General features: G+C 63.0%; 12 protein-coding genes and 5 pseudogenes. 7 read left to right on the top strand and 10 right to left on the bottom strand.

Annotated elements, in window-relative coordinates; translation table 11 throughout:
- Positions 1 to 214: pseudogene (locus JMY24_RS38375) on the top strand (DUF3300 domain-containing protein); the annotation flags it as partial.
- Between the two features lie 241 nt (positions 215 to 455).
- Here JMY24_RS38375 and JMY24_RS15420 read toward each other — a convergent pair.
- The 3 genes from JMY24_RS15420 to ptsP are packed head-to-tail and all read right to left on the bottom strand — an operon-like array spanning position 456 to position 5,063.
- Positions 456 to 653 carry a hypothetical protein gene (locus JMY24_RS15420; protein WP_128598794.1) on the bottom strand — a complete coding sequence of 66 codons (198 nt, stop codon included), beginning with the start codon at positions 651 to 653 and terminating at the stop codon, positions 456 to 458.
- Between the two features lie 17 nt (positions 654 to 670).
- A complete protein-coding gene (gene ptsG / locus JMY24_RS15425) occupies positions 671 to 2,491 on the bottom strand; it encodes a PTS glucose transporter subunit IIBC (protein ID WP_201702360.1) in 1,821 nt (606 codons plus the stop codon).
- A gap of 22 nt (positions 2,492 to 2,513) precedes the next feature.
- Positions 2,514 to 5,063, bottom strand: a complete 2,550-nt coding sequence (gene ptsP, locus JMY24_RS15430) for a phosphoenolpyruvate--protein phosphotransferase (protein WP_201702361.1) — start codon at positions 5,061 to 5,063, stop codon at positions 2,514 to 2,516.
- Between the two features lie 35 nt (positions 5,064 to 5,098).
- Here ptsP and JMY24_RS39580 point away from each other — a divergent pair.
- Positions 5,099 to 5,230 (top strand): annotated as a pseudogene (locus tag JMY24_RS39580) (hypothetical protein); the annotation flags it as partial.
- Between the two features lie 39 nt (positions 5,231 to 5,269).
- On the opposite strand, the pseudogene JMY24_RS15440 reads toward JMY24_RS39580, so the two are convergent.
- Positions 5,270 to 5,866: pseudogene (locus JMY24_RS15440) on the bottom strand (phosphoketolase family protein); the annotation flags it as partial.
- A gap of 479 nt (positions 5,867 to 6,345) precedes the next feature.
- Positions 6,346 to 6,651 (bottom strand): hypothetical protein, encoded by a 306-nt coding sequence (locus tag JMY24_RS15445; RefSeq protein WP_236597415.1) that lies wholly within the window; start codon positions 6,649 to 6,651, stop codon positions 6,346 to 6,348.
- Between the two features lie 514 nt (positions 6,652 to 7,165).
- On the opposite strand from JMY24_RS15445, the pseudogene JMY24_RS39585 reads away from it, so the two are divergent.
- Positions 7,166 to 7,276 (top strand): annotated as a pseudogene (locus tag JMY24_RS39585) (IS6 family transposase); the annotation flags it as partial.
- Between the two features lie 297 nt (positions 7,277 to 7,573).
- On the opposite strand, the gene JMY24_RS15450 reads toward JMY24_RS39585, so the two are convergent.
- Positions 7,574 to 8,752: a porin gene (locus JMY24_RS15450; protein WP_128591849.1), complete on the bottom strand. Its 1,179-nt coding sequence runs from the start codon at positions 8,750 to 8,752 to the stop codon at positions 7,574 to 7,576.
- A 711-nt stretch (positions 8,753 to 9,463) separates the two neighbouring features.
- Between JMY24_RS15450 and JMY24_RS15455 the strand changes: the two genes are divergently transcribed.
- Positions 9,464 to 9,637, top strand: coding sequence for a hypothetical protein (locus JMY24_RS15455; RefSeq protein ID WP_164862563.1), 174 nt, complete (start codon positions 9,464 to 9,466; stop codon positions 9,635 to 9,637).
- Between the two features lie 1,090 nt (positions 9,638 to 10,727).
- Here the strand turns inward: JMY24_RS15455 and JMY24_RS15460 are convergent.
- The gene (locus tag JMY24_RS15460; RefSeq protein WP_128592478.1) at positions 10,728 to 11,420 is read right to left on the bottom strand and encodes a CBS domain-containing protein; all 693 of its coding nucleotides are present in this window, start codon (positions 11,418 to 11,420) and stop codon (positions 10,728 to 10,730) included.
- A gap of 1,190 nt (positions 11,421 to 12,610) precedes the next feature.
- On the opposite strand from JMY24_RS15460, the gene JMY24_RS15465 reads away from it, so the two are divergent.
- From JMY24_RS15465 to JMY24_RS15475, 3 genes are all read left to right on the top strand, one after another.
- Entirely contained in the window at positions 12,611 to 13,423 is an 813-nt protein-coding gene (locus JMY24_RS15465) for a PadR family transcriptional regulator (RefSeq protein WP_128597219.1), read from the top strand.
- Between the two features lie 119 nt (positions 13,424 to 13,542).
- The gene (locus tag JMY24_RS15470) at positions 13,543 to 14,367 is read left to right on the top strand and encodes a siderophore-interacting protein (RefSeq protein ID WP_128597221.1); all 825 of its coding nucleotides are present in this window, start codon (positions 13,543 to 13,545) and stop codon (positions 14,365 to 14,367) included.
- Between the two features lie 84 nt (positions 14,368 to 14,451).
- On the top strand, positions 14,452 to 15,714 hold the full coding sequence (locus JMY24_RS15475; RefSeq protein ID WP_201702362.1) for an MFS transporter: 1,263 nt from the start codon (positions 14,452 to 14,454) through the stop codon (positions 15,712 to 15,714).
- 37 nt (positions 15,715 to 15,751) lie between these two features.
- On the opposite strand, the pseudogene JMY24_RS15480 reads toward JMY24_RS15475, so the two are convergent.
- From JMY24_RS15480 to mmsB, 3 genes and pseudogenes are all read right to left on the bottom strand, one after another.
- A pseudogene (locus tag JMY24_RS15480) lies at positions 15,752 to 16,907 on the bottom strand (enoyl-CoA hydratase/isomerase family protein).
- Positions 16,904 to 17,740, bottom strand: a complete 837-nt coding sequence (locus tag JMY24_RS15485; RefSeq protein WP_128597222.1) for an enoyl-CoA hydratase — start codon at positions 17,738 to 17,740, stop codon at positions 16,904 to 16,906. The pseudogene JMY24_RS15480 and the gene JMY24_RS15485 overlap by 4 nt, the downstream one beginning before the upstream one ends.
- Complete coding sequence (gene mmsB / locus JMY24_RS15490) at positions 17,737 to 18,666, bottom strand: 3-hydroxyisobutyrate dehydrogenase (RefSeq protein ID WP_128597223.1); 930 nt, start codon at positions 18,664 to 18,666, stop codon at positions 17,737 to 17,739. Before mmsB ends, JMY24_RS15485 begins: the two co-directional genes overlap by 4 nt.
- Between the last annotated feature and the right edge of the window lie 22 nt (positions 18,667 to 18,688).

Genomic DNA, 18,688 nt, shown 5'->3' on the forward strand with positions numbered 1-18,688 from the left:
GTCAACTCGTGCCGGCGCAGCACACTCGCAAGCCGGTAACACAGGCGGCGGTTACTCGGGGGCAGGACGCGACTCTGCATTCCAGGGCGTCGGCGCAGGCGCCGCGACGCAGCGCGACTCCAATCGTGGGCAATCGAGTGCTCAGTTCTCGAACTTCAACCATGCGGGTGGTGCAGCCCGTGGCGGCGGCGCTCGCGGTGGCGGCCGCCGCTAGCCACGGGCGGTCGTAACTCTCCGCGTCTTGCCGCCTATTCCGTCGCGCTGTTTGGTCGTGTCGTATGGCCGCTCTGCCGTTGGTACCCCAGTGGTGACGCGGACCGGCTCCCGCGTGCGCTCGATTAGCGCCCTCTTGGGCGCTGGCGACGGGCTGAATAGCTCGACGGTCATGGGACTGGTCCATCGGTCTTTCTGAGGTCAACGGCTGCGCCGGGAGATCGATAGCACTCGCCTTGATCTCAACGCATGGGCCTCGTCTGTATCCATACGCTGAAGGCGAGCGCCATGTACCAGTCGTACACGCCCGCGATGTCCGGATAGCGCCCCGCGCGGCAAATCAGATTCCACACCACGTCGTGCTGGAACGCGTCGCCGCTCACATCGCGCGACGCGGCTTGAGCGTTCGTAGCCGCCTCTGCTACGGAAACATTGTTCATGTCGCTGCCCTCGCCTGTCATGCCGGGGCTGGATGACTTGTCGGTGCCCAGCGCAGCGCATTCGCGAGATCCTCCGCGCCGAGTCCGACCAACAGGTCGATCGCGCCGTTCTTCAACGCTTGCGTGGCAGGCACGCCCGCAGCCTTGAGTGCCGCCGCGTCGATCCGCGAGACGTCGGATAGCTCGACGCGCAAGCGCGTGGCGGCGAGCGCATCGAGCTTGACGATGTTGGCCGCGCCGCCGAGCGCCGCGCGAATCTTCTCCGCACGTGCGCCCTGCTGCGCCGAGCTTTGCGCCGCGGCTGTCGCCGTCGCGGCTACGCCACTGGCCGTCGCCGCGTCTTGCGCGACAGGCGTGCCGGCAGGCGCGAGCTCGGCGTCGCTGGCGGCCGTCTTCAGATATTCCTGCATGTCGGTCTTCATGTTCTCCGACAACGTCCCGAAGATCGCCTGCACGCTATCGCCGACGCGCAACACTCCGGCCGCACCGAGCGCCTTCAGCTTCGCTTCGTCGACGCGCGCGGGGTCTTTCACGGAAATGCGTAGGCGTGTGATGCACGCGTCGAGACTCGTGATATTCGAGCGGCCGCCGAAGGCCAGCACCAGTTCGCGCGAACGACCACCCGTACCCCCCGCGGCGAGCGGCGCGCTGTCAACCGTGTCGTCTTCGCGTCCGGGCGTCTTCAGGTTGAAGCGCGTGATCACGAAGCGGAATACGCCGTAATAGATCGCCGCGTAGATCGGACCGAGAATGAACACGTACCACGCATGCGTGGCCTTGCCGCCGATCAGATTAAACATCAGGAAGTCGATGCCGCCTTGCGAGAAAGTGAAGCCCATGCGCATGCCCAGCGTGTTCGCGACGAATTGCGCCGACGCCGCGAGGCACGCGTGTATGAAGTAAAGGACCGGCGCGACGAACAGAAACGCGAATTCGATCGGCTCAGTGATGCCGGTGAGGAACGACGTCAGCGCGGCCGAAATCATCATGCCGCCGACGGCCACTTTGTTCTCAGGCTTCGCGCAGTGCCAGATTGCGATCGCCGCGGCAGGCAGGCCGAACATCTTGAACAGGAAAGCGCCCGCGAGGATGCCTGCGGTCGGGTCGCCCGCGAAGTAGCGAGTGATGTCGCCGTGCACCGTCTTGCCGGTGGTCGGATCAAGGTAGCTGCCCATTTCGAAAAAGAACGGCACGTTCCAGATGTGATGCAGGCCAAACGGAATCAGCAGACGCTCAACGAAACCGTAGATCGTCGCCGCCGTGCGAGGGTCGGACACCGCCGCCCAATGTGAGAAGGCTTTGATACCGCTGCCGATCGGCGGCCACACGAACGACAGGATGCCGCCGAGCACGATAGCGCCGATCGCCGTCACGATCGGCACGAAGCGCTTGCCGGCGAAGAAGCCGAGATACGACGGCAACGAGATCCGGTAGTAACGGTTGAACATCCACGCCGCGAGGCCACCGGCAAGGATCCCGCCAAATACGCCGGTCTGGATCGAAGGTATGCCCATGATCATGTCGGGCTCGATCCCTTCGACCTTCGCGATCACGCCGAGCGTCGCGGTCATCACCAGGTAGCCGATCGTCGCGGCGATGCCCGAGACGCCGTCGTTCTCCGTGAAACCGAGCGCGACACCGACCGCGAAGATCAGAGGCAAATTCGCGAAGATCACGTCGCCCGAGTTCTTCATCAACGCGAGCACGACCGCCGGCACGTAGCCGTGGAAGTCGGTCGCGCCGAGACCAAGCAGCAGCCCGGCAACCGGCAGCACGGCGACCGGCAGCATCAGTGACTTGCCGACTTTCTGCAAGACTCCGAACGCATGCGAAAACATGGCAGGTCTCCTCTTGATCCGTTCAGTCGGCAAAGCGGGAAAGATGTGCGCGGACTTCCGCGGCGGTGCCCAAACGCAGCACGTCGGCGGCGAGTTTGCTGGCCTCGGCCATCGTCAGCCGCGCAAGCTGGGCCTTCACCGAACCGACCGCGGGAATACTGACCGACAGTTCGTCGATGCCGAGACCCACGAGCACGGGCACGGCCATCGCGTCCGACGCGATGCCCCCGCAAATGCCGACCCATTTGCCGTGCCGGTGCGCGCCCTCGACCGTCATGCCGATCAGACGCAGTACCGCAGGGTGAAGCGCGTCGGCCTGCTTCGCGAGTTGCGGATGACCACGGTCCATGGCGAGCGTGTATTGCGTCAGGTCGTTCGTGCCGATCGAGAAGAAGTCGACTTCGCGCGCGAGCGGCTCGGCAATCAACGCGGCGGCAGGCACTTCGATCATCACACCGACCTTGACGCTCGCCGCGCGGTCGCCTGCTTCTTCGAGCAGGATCCTGCGCGCCGACTGCACTTCCTCGATCGTCGCGATCATCGGGAACATCACGTGCAGATTACCAAGCGGCGCCGCGCGCAGGATCGCGCGCAATTGCGTGCGGAAAATGTCGGGACGTGCCAGGCTTACCCGCACGCCGCGCAAGCCGAGGAACGGATTGTCTTCCTTCGGCAGCGGCAGATACGACAGTGGCTTGTCGCCGCCGACGTCGAGCGTGCGGACCACGAGTGGACGTTCGCGGCCGAGCGCTTCGGCTACCGCACAGTATTCGGCGGCCTGCTCGTCTTCGGATGGCGCGGTGTCGCGCGCATCGAACAGGAACTCGGAGCGCAACAGGCCCACGCCTTCGGCGCCGGCCGCCACCGCGTCGCGCGCCTCCTGCGCATTGCGGATGTTCGCGACGACTTCGATGCGGTGGCCGTCGGCCGTCATCGCAAGCTTGCTCGCCGCGAACTTTTCGGCTTCGCGTTTGGCGGCCTGGCGGCTGATGCGTTGGTGCGCCTGTTCGAGTTCGTCGGCGCTCGGGTCGCGCCGTAAGCTACCACGCGATCCGTCGAGCACAACAGGGGTGCCGTCGGCGAGTTGCAACGCGCGTGGGTCGATACCGCAAATCGCGGGAATGCCGAGCGAACGCGCAAGGATCGCGACGTGACTCGTCGCGCCGCCGGTCGTCGTGCAAAAGCCGAGCACCTTACTGCGATCGAGCGACGTGGTGTCGGACGGCGAGAGTTCTTCCGCAATCAGAATCGAGTCTTGCGGCACATCGATCTGCGCCTGCCTAACGCCGGCGAGCAACGCGAGCACCCGACGGCCGACGTCGCGGATGTCGCCCGCGCGTTCGCGCAGCAGCGGATTGCCGAGCTTTTCGAGCGTGCCCGCCTGCTTCTGGAACGCCGCCCGCCACGCGAAGCCGGCGCCCTTGCCTTCGCTGATACTGGCGATGGCCATATCGTTCAGGTCGGGGTCGTCCAGCAGTTCGAGATGCGCGGCGAGAATCTGCGCCTTCGACGCATCGGTAAGCGTCGCCTTCAGCGCTTCGATCTGCTGACGCGCCTGGTGCCGCGCCGCTTCGAGTTGCGCGCGTTCGCGTTGTGGCGACTCGCCAGCTTCGTTCACGTCGATCACTTGCTGGCGGAACTGCACCACGTTGCCGACGGCAAGGCCTGGCGAAGCGGAAACGCCGGTGAATTCGTTGGCGTCGGTGACTGGGGAGCGGGTTGCAACTGGCTCGGCAGTTGACGCGGCGGTTGGTGCTGAAGACGCTGAAGGCGCAGGCGCGTCGCCGGGCCTTTCGCCGGAACCTTCGGCAAGCACACGCGCGAGCACGCTCGCCGCTTCCGCCGCGTCGGGTCCGCGCGCCTCAACGCGGAGCTTGTCGCCGAGCGCGGTGGCGAGCCCCATGATCGCCACGATCGACTTCGCATTGACGCTGTCGCTGCCGCGCAGCAGGCGAATCTCCGACGTGAATTTCTTCGCTTCCGCCGCGACGACGGCTGCGGGCCGCGCATGCAGGCCCGCCGGATTCGGCAGCGTGATTTCGCCGGAGAGGATCGCGCCGGCCGCATCGGCCGTCTTCTTGTCCGCGACGCTGCCGGCCAGCTCGACATACAGGGCCGTGTCGGTGCCTGCGTTGACGAGGCCTTTGACGGGCACATAGCGCGCGACGAGTTCGCCGTTGGCGATCACCATTTGCGTGAGCAGGCTGCTCGCCTTCGCGCCGACCACGACCGGGTCGAAACGGATCAGCGGTGCGCCGACCGCGACCGTGTCGCCTTCGTTCACCAGCGGCATGAAGCCCTCGCCGCGCAACAGCACAGTGTCGAGTCCGATGTGCAACAGGACCTGCAGCCCGTTGTCGCCGGTGATCGTCAGCGCATGGCTCGCGCTATGCAGCTGCGTGATCTTGCCGGCAAGCGGCGCGAGCAACTCGTCCGAAGTTGGATCGATGGACACGCCGTCGCCGACCATCTTCTGCGCAAAGACCGGATCGGGGACGCTATCCAGCGGCACCATAACGCCCGAAAGTGGAGCGATCAACCCCATACGCAGAGGACGCTCAGGAGCTTTCATTGCGACGACTCCTCATGCTATTGACGCTCGCCTGAATGAGTTCAATTCGAGCCGTGCAAGCGAGCGCTGCACTGCGCCGACAACGAACCGCTCAATACGGCCACACCCACTCGGAAATCTCTGCTATCTTGCGCGAGCGTCTGCCCGAACTGAGGCTGCGCTTCGTGAACGTGGTGGATCTGTTCAAGATGCAGCCGGTGAGCGAGGTTGATGAACTTGTTCGAATGCCACGCGGTGGCAAGCGGTCCCGTCTCGGCCTCGCCATCCCCGACAACGCAGGCGACGATCAGATCGGGGTTGTCGAGCGCAGCACCATAAGCATGCGAAAGGCTGTAACCGAGTTCGCCGCCCTCGTGAATCGAGCCGGGTGTTTCGGGCGTCACGTGGGAGCCGATATGACCCGGAAAGGAAAACTGCTTGAAGAACTTCTGCATCCCCTCGGCGTCTTCGCTTTTGTCCGGGTACACCTCCGAATAAGTACCTTCCAGATAGGCAGGACCGAGTACGCCCGGCGCGCCATGTCCAGGCCCGGCCATGAAAATCACATCAAGATCGTCACGCTTGATCACGCGGTTCATGTGCGCCCAGACGAACGACAGCGCGGGGCTTGCGCCCCAGTGTCCGAGCAGACGGTGCTTCACGTGTTCGACCTTCAAGGGCTCCCGCAAAAGCGGATTGTCCCTGAGGTAAATCATGCCGACAGAAAGGTAATTGCACGCGCGCCACCACGCGTCGATGCGTCGGAGTTCGTCGTCGGTCAGGGTTGCGTGAGACGAAGTGTTCGATGCGCGCTCGTCGCTCATGCTGGCGTCTCCTGTCCTTGTAGCCTCGACCACAAGTGAACGGTGTCGGTCCGATTGACGTCGACATGAACGGACGCCCGGGACAGTGTGTCGATTGCCAGCGTAGCGCATGCGCGCATGAGAGGACATGAGACTTTGGGCCTAGCGCGTCTGAAGCTTTTGGGCACGTCCGCCGTTGCGGCTATCAACGCTGTTCACGGCACCCACATCACAAACCGGCTCATCCCCGCGCAGGCGCGCTGAAAGCGCCAGGTCGACGGCATCGCAAACCGGGCCGGGCGCTCGCGCTTCCCCTCGGTGAACAAGCACGATGCCCTTGGAGTTGACTTGCCGTCGAAGCAGCAGCGACTAGGCGTGAGACGGCGGCGTCAAAGCGTGCTCGACGCTGGGCAGCGATTGAGGCGACGCGCGTAAACGGGTTAAATGGCCGACGTCTAAAACGCGAGCCCGTCCGCAGTGCGCTGGGCGGCACATGACGGTCAGCGTCCCATATGCCGTTCGTAGCTACTCGATATGCGCTGCAGCAGTGTGGGATCGCGTGCGTCGCTTGAATTGAACTGCACGATGATGCTGCCATCCGTTTGTTGGCGAACGGTTGCTGTGACCGAACTGCCCCCGAGTACGCCAGCTACGATACCGCTGGCACGGTCTTCGACAGTAAGCGCCAGGTTCTCGTCGCCCATTGCACCCGACGCGGCCGCAAAGGACCGGTCAAAGCTGGCCGGCGTGGTGACGACCGTTCCGGCAGGCACCGCGTAGTACGAACACCCTGCTAGCAATAGCAAGGAAGCGTTGATGTTGACCAGCAGGATGCACCTGGAGACGAAACGCTCACACGGTCCGAGCTTGGGTCTCGCGAGATTCCCGCTTACCGCGTAGAGTCATCGCCTTCCCCTTGACAGCACCCGACGCCCTGCAGCAGAGAAGGTCTGATCCAGGAATAGCGGTAGTGAATGTAGCAGTGCCGGCTTCTTTTCAGTCGAAAGCCCAACTGCGAGCCTGCACGTCGCGACGTAGTCCGACCCAATGATAGGCGATTCATGCAAGCGAACCGAAGCAACATTCGTGGCCAGCAACCTTATGGCGCTGTCGTCCTCGTCGTTAGTAGCGACGGCCGCGGCGCCACGCAGTCAACTGCAAATATGGCGTCGATATACGACGGCGCATTGGGCTCAACCTCGCGACAAATGACTCGACACCCAGATATTCGTTTGCACGTTTGAGACGCCTGAACGAGCCTAGGGCGCAATACCGTGCCCTGGCTTGCTCCGTTGCCACCAAGACGCGGCAACGCCGTGGCGCATGCGTGGCTTTCGCGACCTGGGGTGCATACCGAACTTGCTCTCGTGCTTCGGGCCGATTCAGCCACATTTCGCGCTGAAGCGGCATCTGCTGCACGCCTCACCTTATTCACAAGGAACTAGCGGACTGCTCGCATCTGATCGCGTCGACCTTAGGAATCGTCCAACTGGCTCCGCTCAATGGCGTTCGTGTGGGTCGACTGCGCTTCTCGGTCGATTCGCGCGCCGCGCCGCCCGCCGCGTGTCGACCGCGCAGCGCGGTTACCTCGACCCAGAACCCTCGGAACCGGACACGGCCGGTCCGCTTTGCAGAGCGAGGCCGCGCCGGCCGGTTACGACTGCGGATTCAAGTCGGTCATTCCCGAACCGACCCTCGCGCGATTTCGCGGTTGTTTTATGCTTCCAATCAGAAACGATGACGCAAGCCGACTGTGGCCTCGACCTGATTCTTTGTGGATGCGGGTGAACTCACGCCGTTGATCCACGCAACACCCAGCGGGTTGTTGCTGCTCGTGCTCACGCTCTGCCAGGTGCTTTGGAGATAGACGTCCGTCCGCTTTGACAAGTTGTAGTCCGCGAGTGCACTCACCTGATTCCAGTGCGGAGCGCCGCTACCAGCGCTGGCACCAGCGCGCGAGTAGGTGTAGGCAGCAGCCAGCATCACGGCCGGCGTCAGCGCGTATCGCAGGTTGCCTTCATAGTTCTGGAAGTGGGTACTGACGCCGCTCTGAAACAGTTGGGTCAGGTTCGTTTGGGTATAGACCAAGCCGGCAACCAAAGGACCGAACGCATAGTTCACGCCGCCGCCCCAAGTCTGCTGTCGGCTAGAGAGTGCACCTAATGGCACTGCGGTTGGAGTCAGGAGGCCCGATAGCGAGGTCCCGAGCGTGTCGGTGACCGCCCCGTTCGCATTGACTTGGGCCGGCGTGCCGGCAGAATTGTTCAGATGCAGATACCCGGCGCCGAAGTTCAACGGTCCCCACATGTACGACATGCCGACACTGTACGCACGGTTATTGGCGAAACCACCCGCCTGATTCGAGAAGCCATACAGCGCGCCCAGTTTGAAGCCGGCAAAATTCGGGCTTTGATACTTGACCGAATTGTTTATCTGGAAGGAGTCGTTCAAATTGTCGACGTCAAACGGATGAGCGAAGTGGATACCGCCATACGGTGTCCCGGTCAACGAGAGCGGCGCCACGAAGTCAACCATGCCGTCGGTCTGACGTCCCAGAGTCAGCGAGCCAAAGTCACGGCTGGACACGCCAACGTATGCCAAGCGGTTAAATATGCGATTGGAAGACGAGAACTGTCCATTATTCACGTTGAAGCCGTTTTCCAAAGTGAAGATCGCCTGCAACCCACCGCCGAGATCTTCCGCTCCGCGCAGCCCCCAGCGACTGTACTGGACGCCTCCGCTGGTCATCTGCCAATTGCTATGCCCACCCGCTCCTGTGCCGGTGATTTGGCTGTTCGTGTACGTCAGGCCTGCGTCGATCAGACCGTAAAGCGTCACGCTGGTTTGCGCATGCGCCGTGCCGGCCAAGGTCGCCAGCGCAGCACCGGCTATCACAGTTTTCTTCATTGGTAACTCCAGGGTCGAAGGCTGTTTCATTAAACGCTTCACGCTACCCCGTACCGCGACGTCCTCTCTGCGGAAAAGTTGCTGTCGCAGGTAAGACGATAAAGGTAATCTGGTATCCGAATCAATCTGATCGAAGAGCCTGTCGCTCGATAGCAACAAAAGGATCCCCATGATTTTCGCTCGGCATCCTGTTGTTTCGCACGGGCATTCGAGTGCATGGGGGTTAGATCTTCGTCTCGCTTTTTTTTTGCGGTTCCGAGCTAACCAATGGTTTGCTCCGCTGAAAATCCGAGAGGCGAGAGTATCGCCACGGTGGTTCGCCCACTTCCGCGTTTTTTTTCGTCCGAGCGTTCGCCACAGGTTGACATGCGGGCCCCTGAGCAGAGCCCGACGTCTTCACATTGCTGCGCTCTTCGCGGCAACTCGGACAAGCACACGACCGGTTGCATGGCGCGACCAGCAAACGCTAGTCCTGGAGCAGACGCATACATCCACCGATGTCCAACAGCTCTCGCCCTTGCGGCGTCGCCAATTCCCACCGCTGACTACCTCTGAAAAGCGTCTTGCGGCTGACCGATGTCAAGAAACGAAGGGACCGAAAGCCTCAGCTATCCGACCCTTCACTGCCGGCAAGTCCTGCTGCTTCCTCTCGCTGTGCCGATGCGCCGTCTATATTGCTAGAGACGCCGTCCGTCACCTCAGGAGTCCAACATGTCCACCGATCCTTCCGATACCATCCCCGATCCAGCACGGCCATCGCCCGGCGCGACGAGCGAAGCGCCCCCCAGCACGCCGCCCGCTTCATCTGACGACGACATTCCGGACGCCGACGCCGCCGAGCCCGCTCCGCACGACCACCTTCCGCCCCGGTCGGACGATAACTGACCGCCCTCGCCCCCCAGCGAAGGCCATCCTGCAGAACCTGCGGGCAGCTCTGCTCCGCCGCGTTTAGCCACCTCTGCTCCGCGTGCCGTCGCCGCCAGCGCGACGGCTGCTCGACAAGATCCGCGAGCGAAGACAACCCGTCCCAGAGCGCATGATAGGGATCTGGATGTCCGGCGGCCTCGACCCGAAAGGCGAGTGGCCTCACTGCGGCCGTTGCTCAGCGGGCTTCAGTTGCGCCGACGTCGCCATCATGTCCATCTAGCGCGTACACCGTGTGCAAGTCCCCAAACCGGCCGCAGGGAAAGGTGCATATTGTCCCGCGCAAGCCATCGTGATGCCAACAAAGCCGCGCGCACCGTCATCCTGCTGCCCGCCATTACGTGCTGCGAGCATGCGACGGCACATCCGGCTCGCAAAGTTTGACGAGAAATCCGGTGTTTGTCCGCGCTATTAAGATAAGTTTTCTTCTCCTAACGGAGTCGTTTTACGAGTGCACGCTCGTCATCGATTGTTCGAGGCCGCTCGACCGAAGCTGTTATCACCTTTCCCACCATTCTCGATACGCTGGAAAGCCCTCATGCCGCGATAACTGCCCCGTTATCGCGGTAATCACGTTCACGATGGCGGGTCATCGGACCGGTGTCGACCCCTTGCAGACCTTCGGGTCTTCGTGCCCCCAACGTCCATTCTAAAAGTCCAGCCGCCATTCGTTGACGCCTAACGCCTTCCGCTCAAAGTCTGCCGCTCTGCCGCGAGCCCCTTCTTGCCTTCGTCAAACTTGATTTGGCCATCGATGCAGTCCAGATAGCGAGTACCGATTCGGCCATGCTGAAGCGGACGTAGCGGATGCAGCCTGTCGTGATTTGCCACTGGACTCTCCAGATGCCCCAGTATAGGTCCACGTGACCGCTTGCTCTGTCGGGTAGGCACGCGCATCAAACCCAACCGGTGGCTGGGCTTCATTAAATCAGGCTGTGGAGAGATGGCGGTCCGTCGCAAGCGGCCCGCCGGATCCAATGTGGACGTCCCGATCTCCGTCATCGTTCACTGCGTGCAAGGCGACCTGCACGCGTCTTGCGTAACGTACGGATTACAGCGCCGGAATCCCGCTCGGGAACTCCAGATGGCTCTCCACGCGCCTGACGCCAGGCACGCCCTCGGCCGCAACGCGGATCGCGCTCTTTTCCTCCTCGGATTCGATCACGCCCCAAAGATGCGCGACGCCGTCCTTGACGAGCACGCCCTGTTTTGACAGCCCCCAGCGCTTTCCGTGCATTTCCAGAACGATCGCGTCGCGCAAGCTCGCATCGTCGTGTGGAGAGGAGTCCGCCGCCGGCGCGACGCTCGCGAGTGCGCGCATCAGATTCGACCGGCTCACGATGCCGACCAGCTTGCCGTCTTTCAGCACCGGCACGCGTTTCAGATGCCGGCGCTCCATGAGGTCCGCGACCGCCTGGAGCGGCATGTCTTCGGAAATTGAAATCACCTTTTCGCACATCACGTCGCCGACAACGTGTCCGTGCTCCCTCACGTACCTCGCGGCCTGCTCGCGGGGCGACGACAATAGGAATTCGAGCCACCACGAACGCTTCCCGTGGCTGGTTTCGTTCTCCACGCGGTGAAGCAGGTCGCTGTCGCTGATCATACCGACGACCTGTCCGTTTGCGTCGACGACCGGCATGCCGCTGATCTGATTGTTGACGAACAGTCTTGCCGCGTCGTGGATGGTCATATCCGGCGTGGCGGTGACGACGGATGGAGTCATGATGTCGAGTGCGCGCATGGTCGCCCCTCAGCGTAAAGCGATGGGCTCCCATCTGCTGCACCCCTCGCAGAATTTCGGCAGACGCACCGGCAGCAATCCGCGCGGTGCTGAGACGACTGAATCCTGTACTCAAAAAACGCTCGCGCCCTCAGCGATTCACGCGCATGGCGGACGAAGCTCTCTTCGCTGCGCAAGGCGATGGTGGCGGCAAATCCGCGCCCGCCGTGCCTCGACAACGTCTGGAATCCGCATGAACATGCCCCTCGGGGACACGGCCGATCTTGTTGCGAAATGCGTTACGCACTGAGTTTAGGTTAACTCTGCCGAAGGTGCGCTAGGTGCGCAGTGCTCCGAGAGAGATGCAATTTGCCACCAATGAGTCCACCATCTTCTACGGCAGGCGGCGAATGAAAGATCACAACTGCGTCACCTCCGGCTTGCGAATGAACGTCAAATGTCCGAGGCATGACGCAGTGTCCGAAAACCCAGTAGAAGGATGAATATGGGGTCGAGCCGTCGGACTAGTGCCCAGAGGCTTAGGCCGCGGCCGTCGGCACCGATCGCGGGTCGAGAGAGTATCCGACCCGGTTCAATGCCGGCATTAACCGAGCCGCTTGCGTAGCTCGTCCGGCAAGTTCTAGAGTAATGCAGCCGTTCTAATGGCAGCATCTCCTGCTCGGCGAACGGCGCGTGGTGGCCGTCTGTACGCGCTCTGCAACGGAACCTTGATCAGCCATTCGCAGGCTCGCACGATGCCACCGGCCGCTTCGTAGCTTGATAGCTCAGTGAGCGCAACCGAGCGCACCGGTCAGCCGGATGTCGGGGCTAAAGACCGTTGTTCCGGTTGCGTCCGAAACTGCGCGGCGAAAAGGCTCGCTCAGAGGGATGCCCAGCGACAACATACAAGTTATCGCATCGGATGATCGTTGGCTTCAGTCGATGTGCGGATGTGCAATCGGGCAACAAGCTCTTCAGTCGCGCCCCGAAGTCCGGCCTCTTGCTATCCGTAGCCTTCGTCAATCCGCGCCAGCGCTTCCTCAAATCACCTCTCGATAGCAAAAAACAAGTGGAAAATTGTGCACTGCACGCCAAATTTCGCGGTTCCCGCACACTTTGTTGTCTCCCGATAATGCCCCAAGAAAATTTGACAAACTATCTTTAGATATATATCTTACGACACATCTTAAGACACAAATGGAGTGTGCAAGATGCGTCATCGCCATCGTTCTGACCGCCCGCACGGCGGGGACCATCCTTTCGGCGCGGGTTTCGAGCGCCCGTCGCTGCACGCGCTGTGGCATGCGTTCGTCCATCACCGTGAAGCTCACGACGAGCGTCCCGGCAAACACGCCCATGCCGGCCATCGCTTCTCACCGCATGCACTCTGGCATGCGATCGGACGTCACCATGAGCACCGCGGCGGGCGCGGTCATTTTGGCGGCGGGCCGGGCGGCTTCGGCGGCGAAGGCGACGGCTTTCCGCGCGGCCGTAAATTCAGCTCCGACGATCTGCAACTGCTATTGCTCTCGCTGATCGACGCCCAACCGAGCCACGGCTACGAACTCATCAAGGCTCTGGAAACGCGCTCGAACGGCTTCTACAGTCCAAGCCCCGGCATGGTCTATCCCGCGCTCACGTATCTGGAAGAACTCGGCTACGTCACCGTGCAACTCGAAGGCAATCGCAAGCGCTATGAACTCGCACAAGCGGGACGCGAGTATCTCGAGAGCAACCGCGACCGCGTCGAGATGATGCTCGCGAAGCTGAGCCACATCGCGCGCAAGATGGATTCGGTGCGCCGCGCCTTTGCCGGTGAAGAGCCGGCCGACATCAGCGAAGGAGGCTGGGCGCCCGAGCTGAACGAAGCGCGCCGCGCGCTGAAAAATGCGCTGCTGCGTCGTGACAATGCGCCGGCTGACGAACAGCGCCGCATCGCCGCCATCCTGATGCGCGCAGTGAAGGACATCGAAAGCGAACGCAATCCGGGCAGCGGTAATAGCGACGACGCGTCCACCGCGTGACACCGCGAACGCCCCCGCCTCACACCCTCCCCTCACGCCCGACTCTTCATCGCACGCACGCCGCGTACACGCGCGGTACGCGGCTCATCGAACCGACCACTTTGCATGGGACCAGCTCAATGACGACTTCAGAAAACCGACCCGACCTCGCCGTGCATCGAGTGCGGCACCCGCTCAAGTTTCGCCTGCTGCAAGTCAGCAAAGTGCAGGCACTGACACCGCATCTGATCCGCGTGACCTTCACCGGCGAAGATCTGCACGACTTCGTGTCCGCTTCGTTCGACGATCACATCAAGGTGTTCTTCCCCGAGCGGGGCGCGGACAAGCCCGTGCTGCCGGAAGCCGGCCCCGACGGTCCGGTGTTTCCTGAAGGACGGCGCCCCACCGCGCGCGACTTCACGCCGCGCCGCTTCGATCGCGAGGCACGCGAACTCGACATCGAATTCGCGATGCACGAAGCCGGCCCCGCTGCCACATGGGCTGCCCAAGCGCAGGTCGGGCAGTATCTGGGCATAGGCGGGCCGCGCGGCTCACTCGTGATCCCCACAGGTTTCGACTGGCACTTGCTGATCGGCGATGACACCGCTTTGCCCGCGATTGCGCGCCGCCTCCAAGAACTGCCGCCCGGCAAGCGCGTGGCCGCCGTGATCGAAGTGGCCGCCCCGTCGGCTCGCATCGAGTTCGAGACTCAGGCCGAGTTGCATCTGGTGTGGCGTTATCGCAGCGAAGCCGGCTCCCGCGGCGAGGCTTTGCTGCAAGCGGTCCGCGAAACGTATCTGCCAGAAGACGGCGAAGGCTATGTGTGGGCCGCCGGCGAGTCGGCGACCATCCGCGCGATTCGTCATCACCTGTGCACGGAACGCGGCGTCGACAAAGCGCGCATTCGCGCGGCGAGCTACTGGAAGCAGGGCGCGGCGGCCGTGCATGAAACGATAGACGACTGAGCGTCGCGCTGGCATTCGGCGAATGCGATGAGCGGCCAGGCCCGTGCAAGCGGCGCCCTTCGAACAACAACAAGGAACCTGCCAATGTATTCAATTGACGCAAAGCATGAGCGCCGTTTGCTCTGGCTGCTTGCGCTGACCCAGTTCACCATCATCATGGATTTCATGGTGATGATGCCGCTCGGCCCACAGATCATGCACGCGTTCGGCATTACGCCGGCCGGCTTCGCCACTGCGGTGTCGGCGTATTCGTGGTGCTCGGGCCTGTCCGGACTTTTCGCGGCCACCTACATCGACCGCTTCGACAGGCGGCGTCTGCTGCTCACCATGTATGCGCTGTTCGCGATGTCGAATCTCGCGTGCGCGCTGGCGAGCAGCTTCGCGTTGCTGCTGGCCGCGCGGGCTTTTGCGGGGATAACGGGGGGCGTGCTGGCATCGGTGATCATGGCGATCGTCGCCGACGTGATTCCCGTGCAACGACGTGGCGCCGCAACCGGCACGATCATGACGGCCTTCTCCCTCGCGGCGATCGCCGGTGTGCCGGCCGGCGTGATGCTAGGCGCGCATTTCAGTTGGGCCGCGCCATTCTTCCTGCTGGTCGCGCTGTCGCTCGCCGTGTGGGTGGCGGGCTGGCAACTGGTGCCGTCGCTGGCCGGACATCTGAGCCGGCGCCAGCCGCCGCTCGCCGAAATACTGCCCGATCTGATGCGGCTCCTCGGCAATCCGCGGCATATGGCGGCCTTTGCACTGACCTTCGTGATGATGGTCGCGCATATGCTCGTCATCCCGTTCATTTCGCCGGTGCTCGTTGCCAACCACGGCGTGTCGCCCGAGCAACTGTCGTGGCTTTATATGGCCGGTGGAGCAGCAACGTTCTTTACCTCGCGCCGGGTCGGCAAGCTCGCCGACCGGTTCGGCGCGCGGCGCGTCTTCAGGATCGCGGCACTGCTTGCCTGTCTGCCCGTACTCTTCGTCACCCACCTGCCGGACCTGCCGTTCTACGCACTGCTTCTGTTCTTTCCGGTTTTCATGGTGCTGATGTCCGGGCGCATGGTGCCGATGCAGGCGTTGCTGACCACCGTGCCGCAACCCGATCGACGCGGCGCGTTTCTCAGCGCGAATAGTGCGCTCCAGGCGCTGGGCACAGGATGCGGCGCGTGGATCGGCGGTCTCATGCTCGGCAGTTCGTCCGCCGGCCAGATCGTCGGCTATGGAACCGTTGGATGGGTGTCGGTCGCGGTCGCGCTCACCGGCGTTCTGTGGGTTTCGCGGGTGCGAGGCGCTCAGAGCGATAGCGCTGTATCGGCGCCCGCGGTCCTGCATGGTGAGGCCGTCGGCGAAAGCTGAGCCTCACTGCCCCCACCGCACAGCCTCGTCGCGGCCATCAGACCGGCTCCGCGCCGAGATCCGCCAACGGATGCGCCTCCTGCTTCCACGGCGAAGTCAGAAAGTGCCTGACACGCTCGGGCCGCACCTCGGCGAGCGTGGCGGGCGCCCAGCGTCCTTTGCGATCTTTATCGATCAACTGCGCGCGCACGCCTTCGCAGAAGTCGCCCTCCTCGATTGCGCGCTTCACGATGCCTAGTTCCATCCGGAAACACTCGGCGAGCGTCATCTGCCGGCCACGCAACAACGCCTCACGTGTGACGTAAAGCATGGTGGGTGAATGCGCGGCGAGCGCGTCGTAAGTGGACTGCAGCCACTGCCTGACTTCGCGCGGCGGGTCGCGTTCGAGATCGTGCCGCAACGTCGCCATGATTCTGTCGACGCCGGAACGCCGGTCGAAGTGCCGCTGGATCAGTTGCGTGAATGGCGTGATCGCGGCGTGCGGCACGATGTTGCAAGGCGGCTCGACCACCCCGCGCAATGCGCTCATGAGATCGCCCTCGTGCGACATGCGCTGCAATCGCTCTTCGGAGGAAACCAGCCAATCGGCCGGCACACATTGATCGGCCAGTTGCAGGCGCAACGCATCGGCGCCGGACAATGTCGCGCCCGTCAGGCCCACGTACAACTCGAGTTCCGCGGGCATCACGCTCAGAAAGCGCGTTGCGCCGACGTCAGGCAGGAAGCCGATACGCGTCTCCGGCATCGCGATCCTGCTGCGCTCGGTGACGATGCGCAAACGCGCCGCCTGCCCGAGGCCCATGCCGCCGCCCATCGCGATACCGTCGAGTACCCACCGGCTTCGGAAACGTGTGCAATGCGTAATCGAGCCGGTACTCGTCGACGAAAAACGCGAGCCAGCGGCTGTCGCCGTTTTTTGCGAGCCGGTACACTTCGCGCACATCGCCGCCCGCGCAAAAGCCCTTGTTTCCAGCCCCTTTCAACACGAGCGCGACGATGCCGTCGTCGTTGCGGCAATGCTCGACGAGCATGGCCAGCTCGCGAATCATCGCGTGCGACAACGCATTGAGCGCAGCCGGCCGGTTCAGCGTGATGACCGCGACGCGGTTGATCACGCGAAACAGAATCTCTCGTTGCTCTTCGCCGCCTCTATCGGACGCGTTCTCGGGCACGACGCTTTGCAAGGCGCTCATCGTTGCGTCTCCCCGTGAGCGTGTGCTGCGTGCGTCGAACTCGCGGCTTGTTCGCCTTGCTCGATCTGCCAGCGCGGCGCGCGCTTTTCGAGGAACGCATTGACGCCCTCGCGCTGATCGGCGCCGTCGAACAGATCGACAAAGCGCTCGCGTTCCAGTGCAAGCGCGGCTGAGCGCGGCACGCCATTGCGCGCCTGATGAATCAGCGTCTTGCTGAAGCCGACTCCCTGCGGACTCAGTGTCGCAACGCGCGCCGCCATGCTCAACGCAGCCTCGCGCGCGGCGCCTTTCTCCACGACTTCTTCGACGAGACCGATGCGCAGCGCGGTTGCCGCATCCACGCGTTCGCCGGTGAGAATCATGCGCTTCGCCCAGCCTTCGCCGACGAGCCACGGCAGCGTTTGCGTTCCGCAACCGCAAGGCAGCAGGCCAACTGCGGTTTCGGGCAGCGCCATCACCGCGTGCTGTTCGGCGATCCGTATGTCGCACGCCAACGCGCATTCCAGCCCGCCGCCCATCGCAAAGCCGTTGATCGCAGCGATCACGACGGGCCGCGCATTCTGCAACGCTTCAAAGGCCGCGCCGAAGCGTGCTGCCGCGACGCGCGCCATTTCGCGATTGCCGTCGGCGAAAGCGTTGAGGTCCGCGCCCGCACTGAAGAACTTCGGACCTTCGCCGGTAATGACCATTGCCCGGACACGAGGCTCGTCGTTCAGACGCTCCACCATTTGCTGCAATTGCAGCAGGCCGTCAGGCGTGAACGCATTCGCGGGTGGACGCTTCAGTGTGAGTTGCGCGACAGCGCCCCCATGTGCGTAGTCGAGTTCGATCATCGCGCATCTCCATTGCCGGTGTTTTTGGCGGCGTCTTTTGGGGTCTCGTTACGATAGAGCTTGATGACTGCGGAGAAGTCCAGACGTCCCGCGCCTTTCGCGCTCATCGTTTGATAAAGCTGCTGCGCGAGTGCGCCGAGATAGACGGGTTGACGCGCAAACCTGGCGGCGTCGGTGGCGAGCCCGAGATCTTTCAGCATCAGATCCGTGCCGAAGCCGCCGCTATATTCGCGCGACGAGGGCGCACTATCGATTACGCCCGGCATCGGGTTATACGTGTCGGAACTCCAGCAGCGCCCCGTCGACGTATTGATAATGCCGGCCAGCACTTTCACGTCGATGCCGAGCGCTTCACCCAGCGACATGGCTTCCGCCACGCCCGCCATCGTGATGCCGAGCACGAGGTTGTTGCAGATCTTCGCGACCTGGCCGGTGCCGGTATCGCCGCAATGCACGATGTTCCTGCCCATCGCCGACAACACGGGCTTGACCGTCTCGAACGCACTGTCACTGCCGCCGACCATGAACGTCAAGGTGCCCGCAGCCGCGCCGCCGGTTCCGCCCGACACGGGCGCATCGACAAACGTGTTGCCCCGTTGCTGCGCAAGTTCGGCAAACGCTTTCACGCTTGCCGGATCGATCGTGCTCGAATCGACGATGGTCACGCCTGGCGCGATGCCGGCCAACACGCCGTCATCCGCGGTCAGCACGCTGCGCACATGCGCTGCCGCAGGCAGCATCGTGATCACGCATTCGACGTCGGCCACCGCCGCTTTCGGCGAAGCGGCAGCCTTTGCGCCCTCGTCGACGAGCGCCTGCACCGCTTGCGCACTGAGGTCGAACACATTGACCGCGTGGCCCGCCTTCAACAGGTTGTGCGCCATCGGCGCGCCCATGTTGCCGAGTCCGATAAAGCCTATTTTCATGATCTCGTCTCCGTTCTCGCGG

Origin of the sequence: Paraburkholderia kirstenboschensis (genome assembly GCF_904848585.1) — a bacterium.
Classification (GTDB): domain Bacteria; phylum Pseudomonadota; class Gammaproteobacteria; order Burkholderiales; family Burkholderiaceae; genus Paraburkholderia; species Paraburkholderia kirstenboschensis.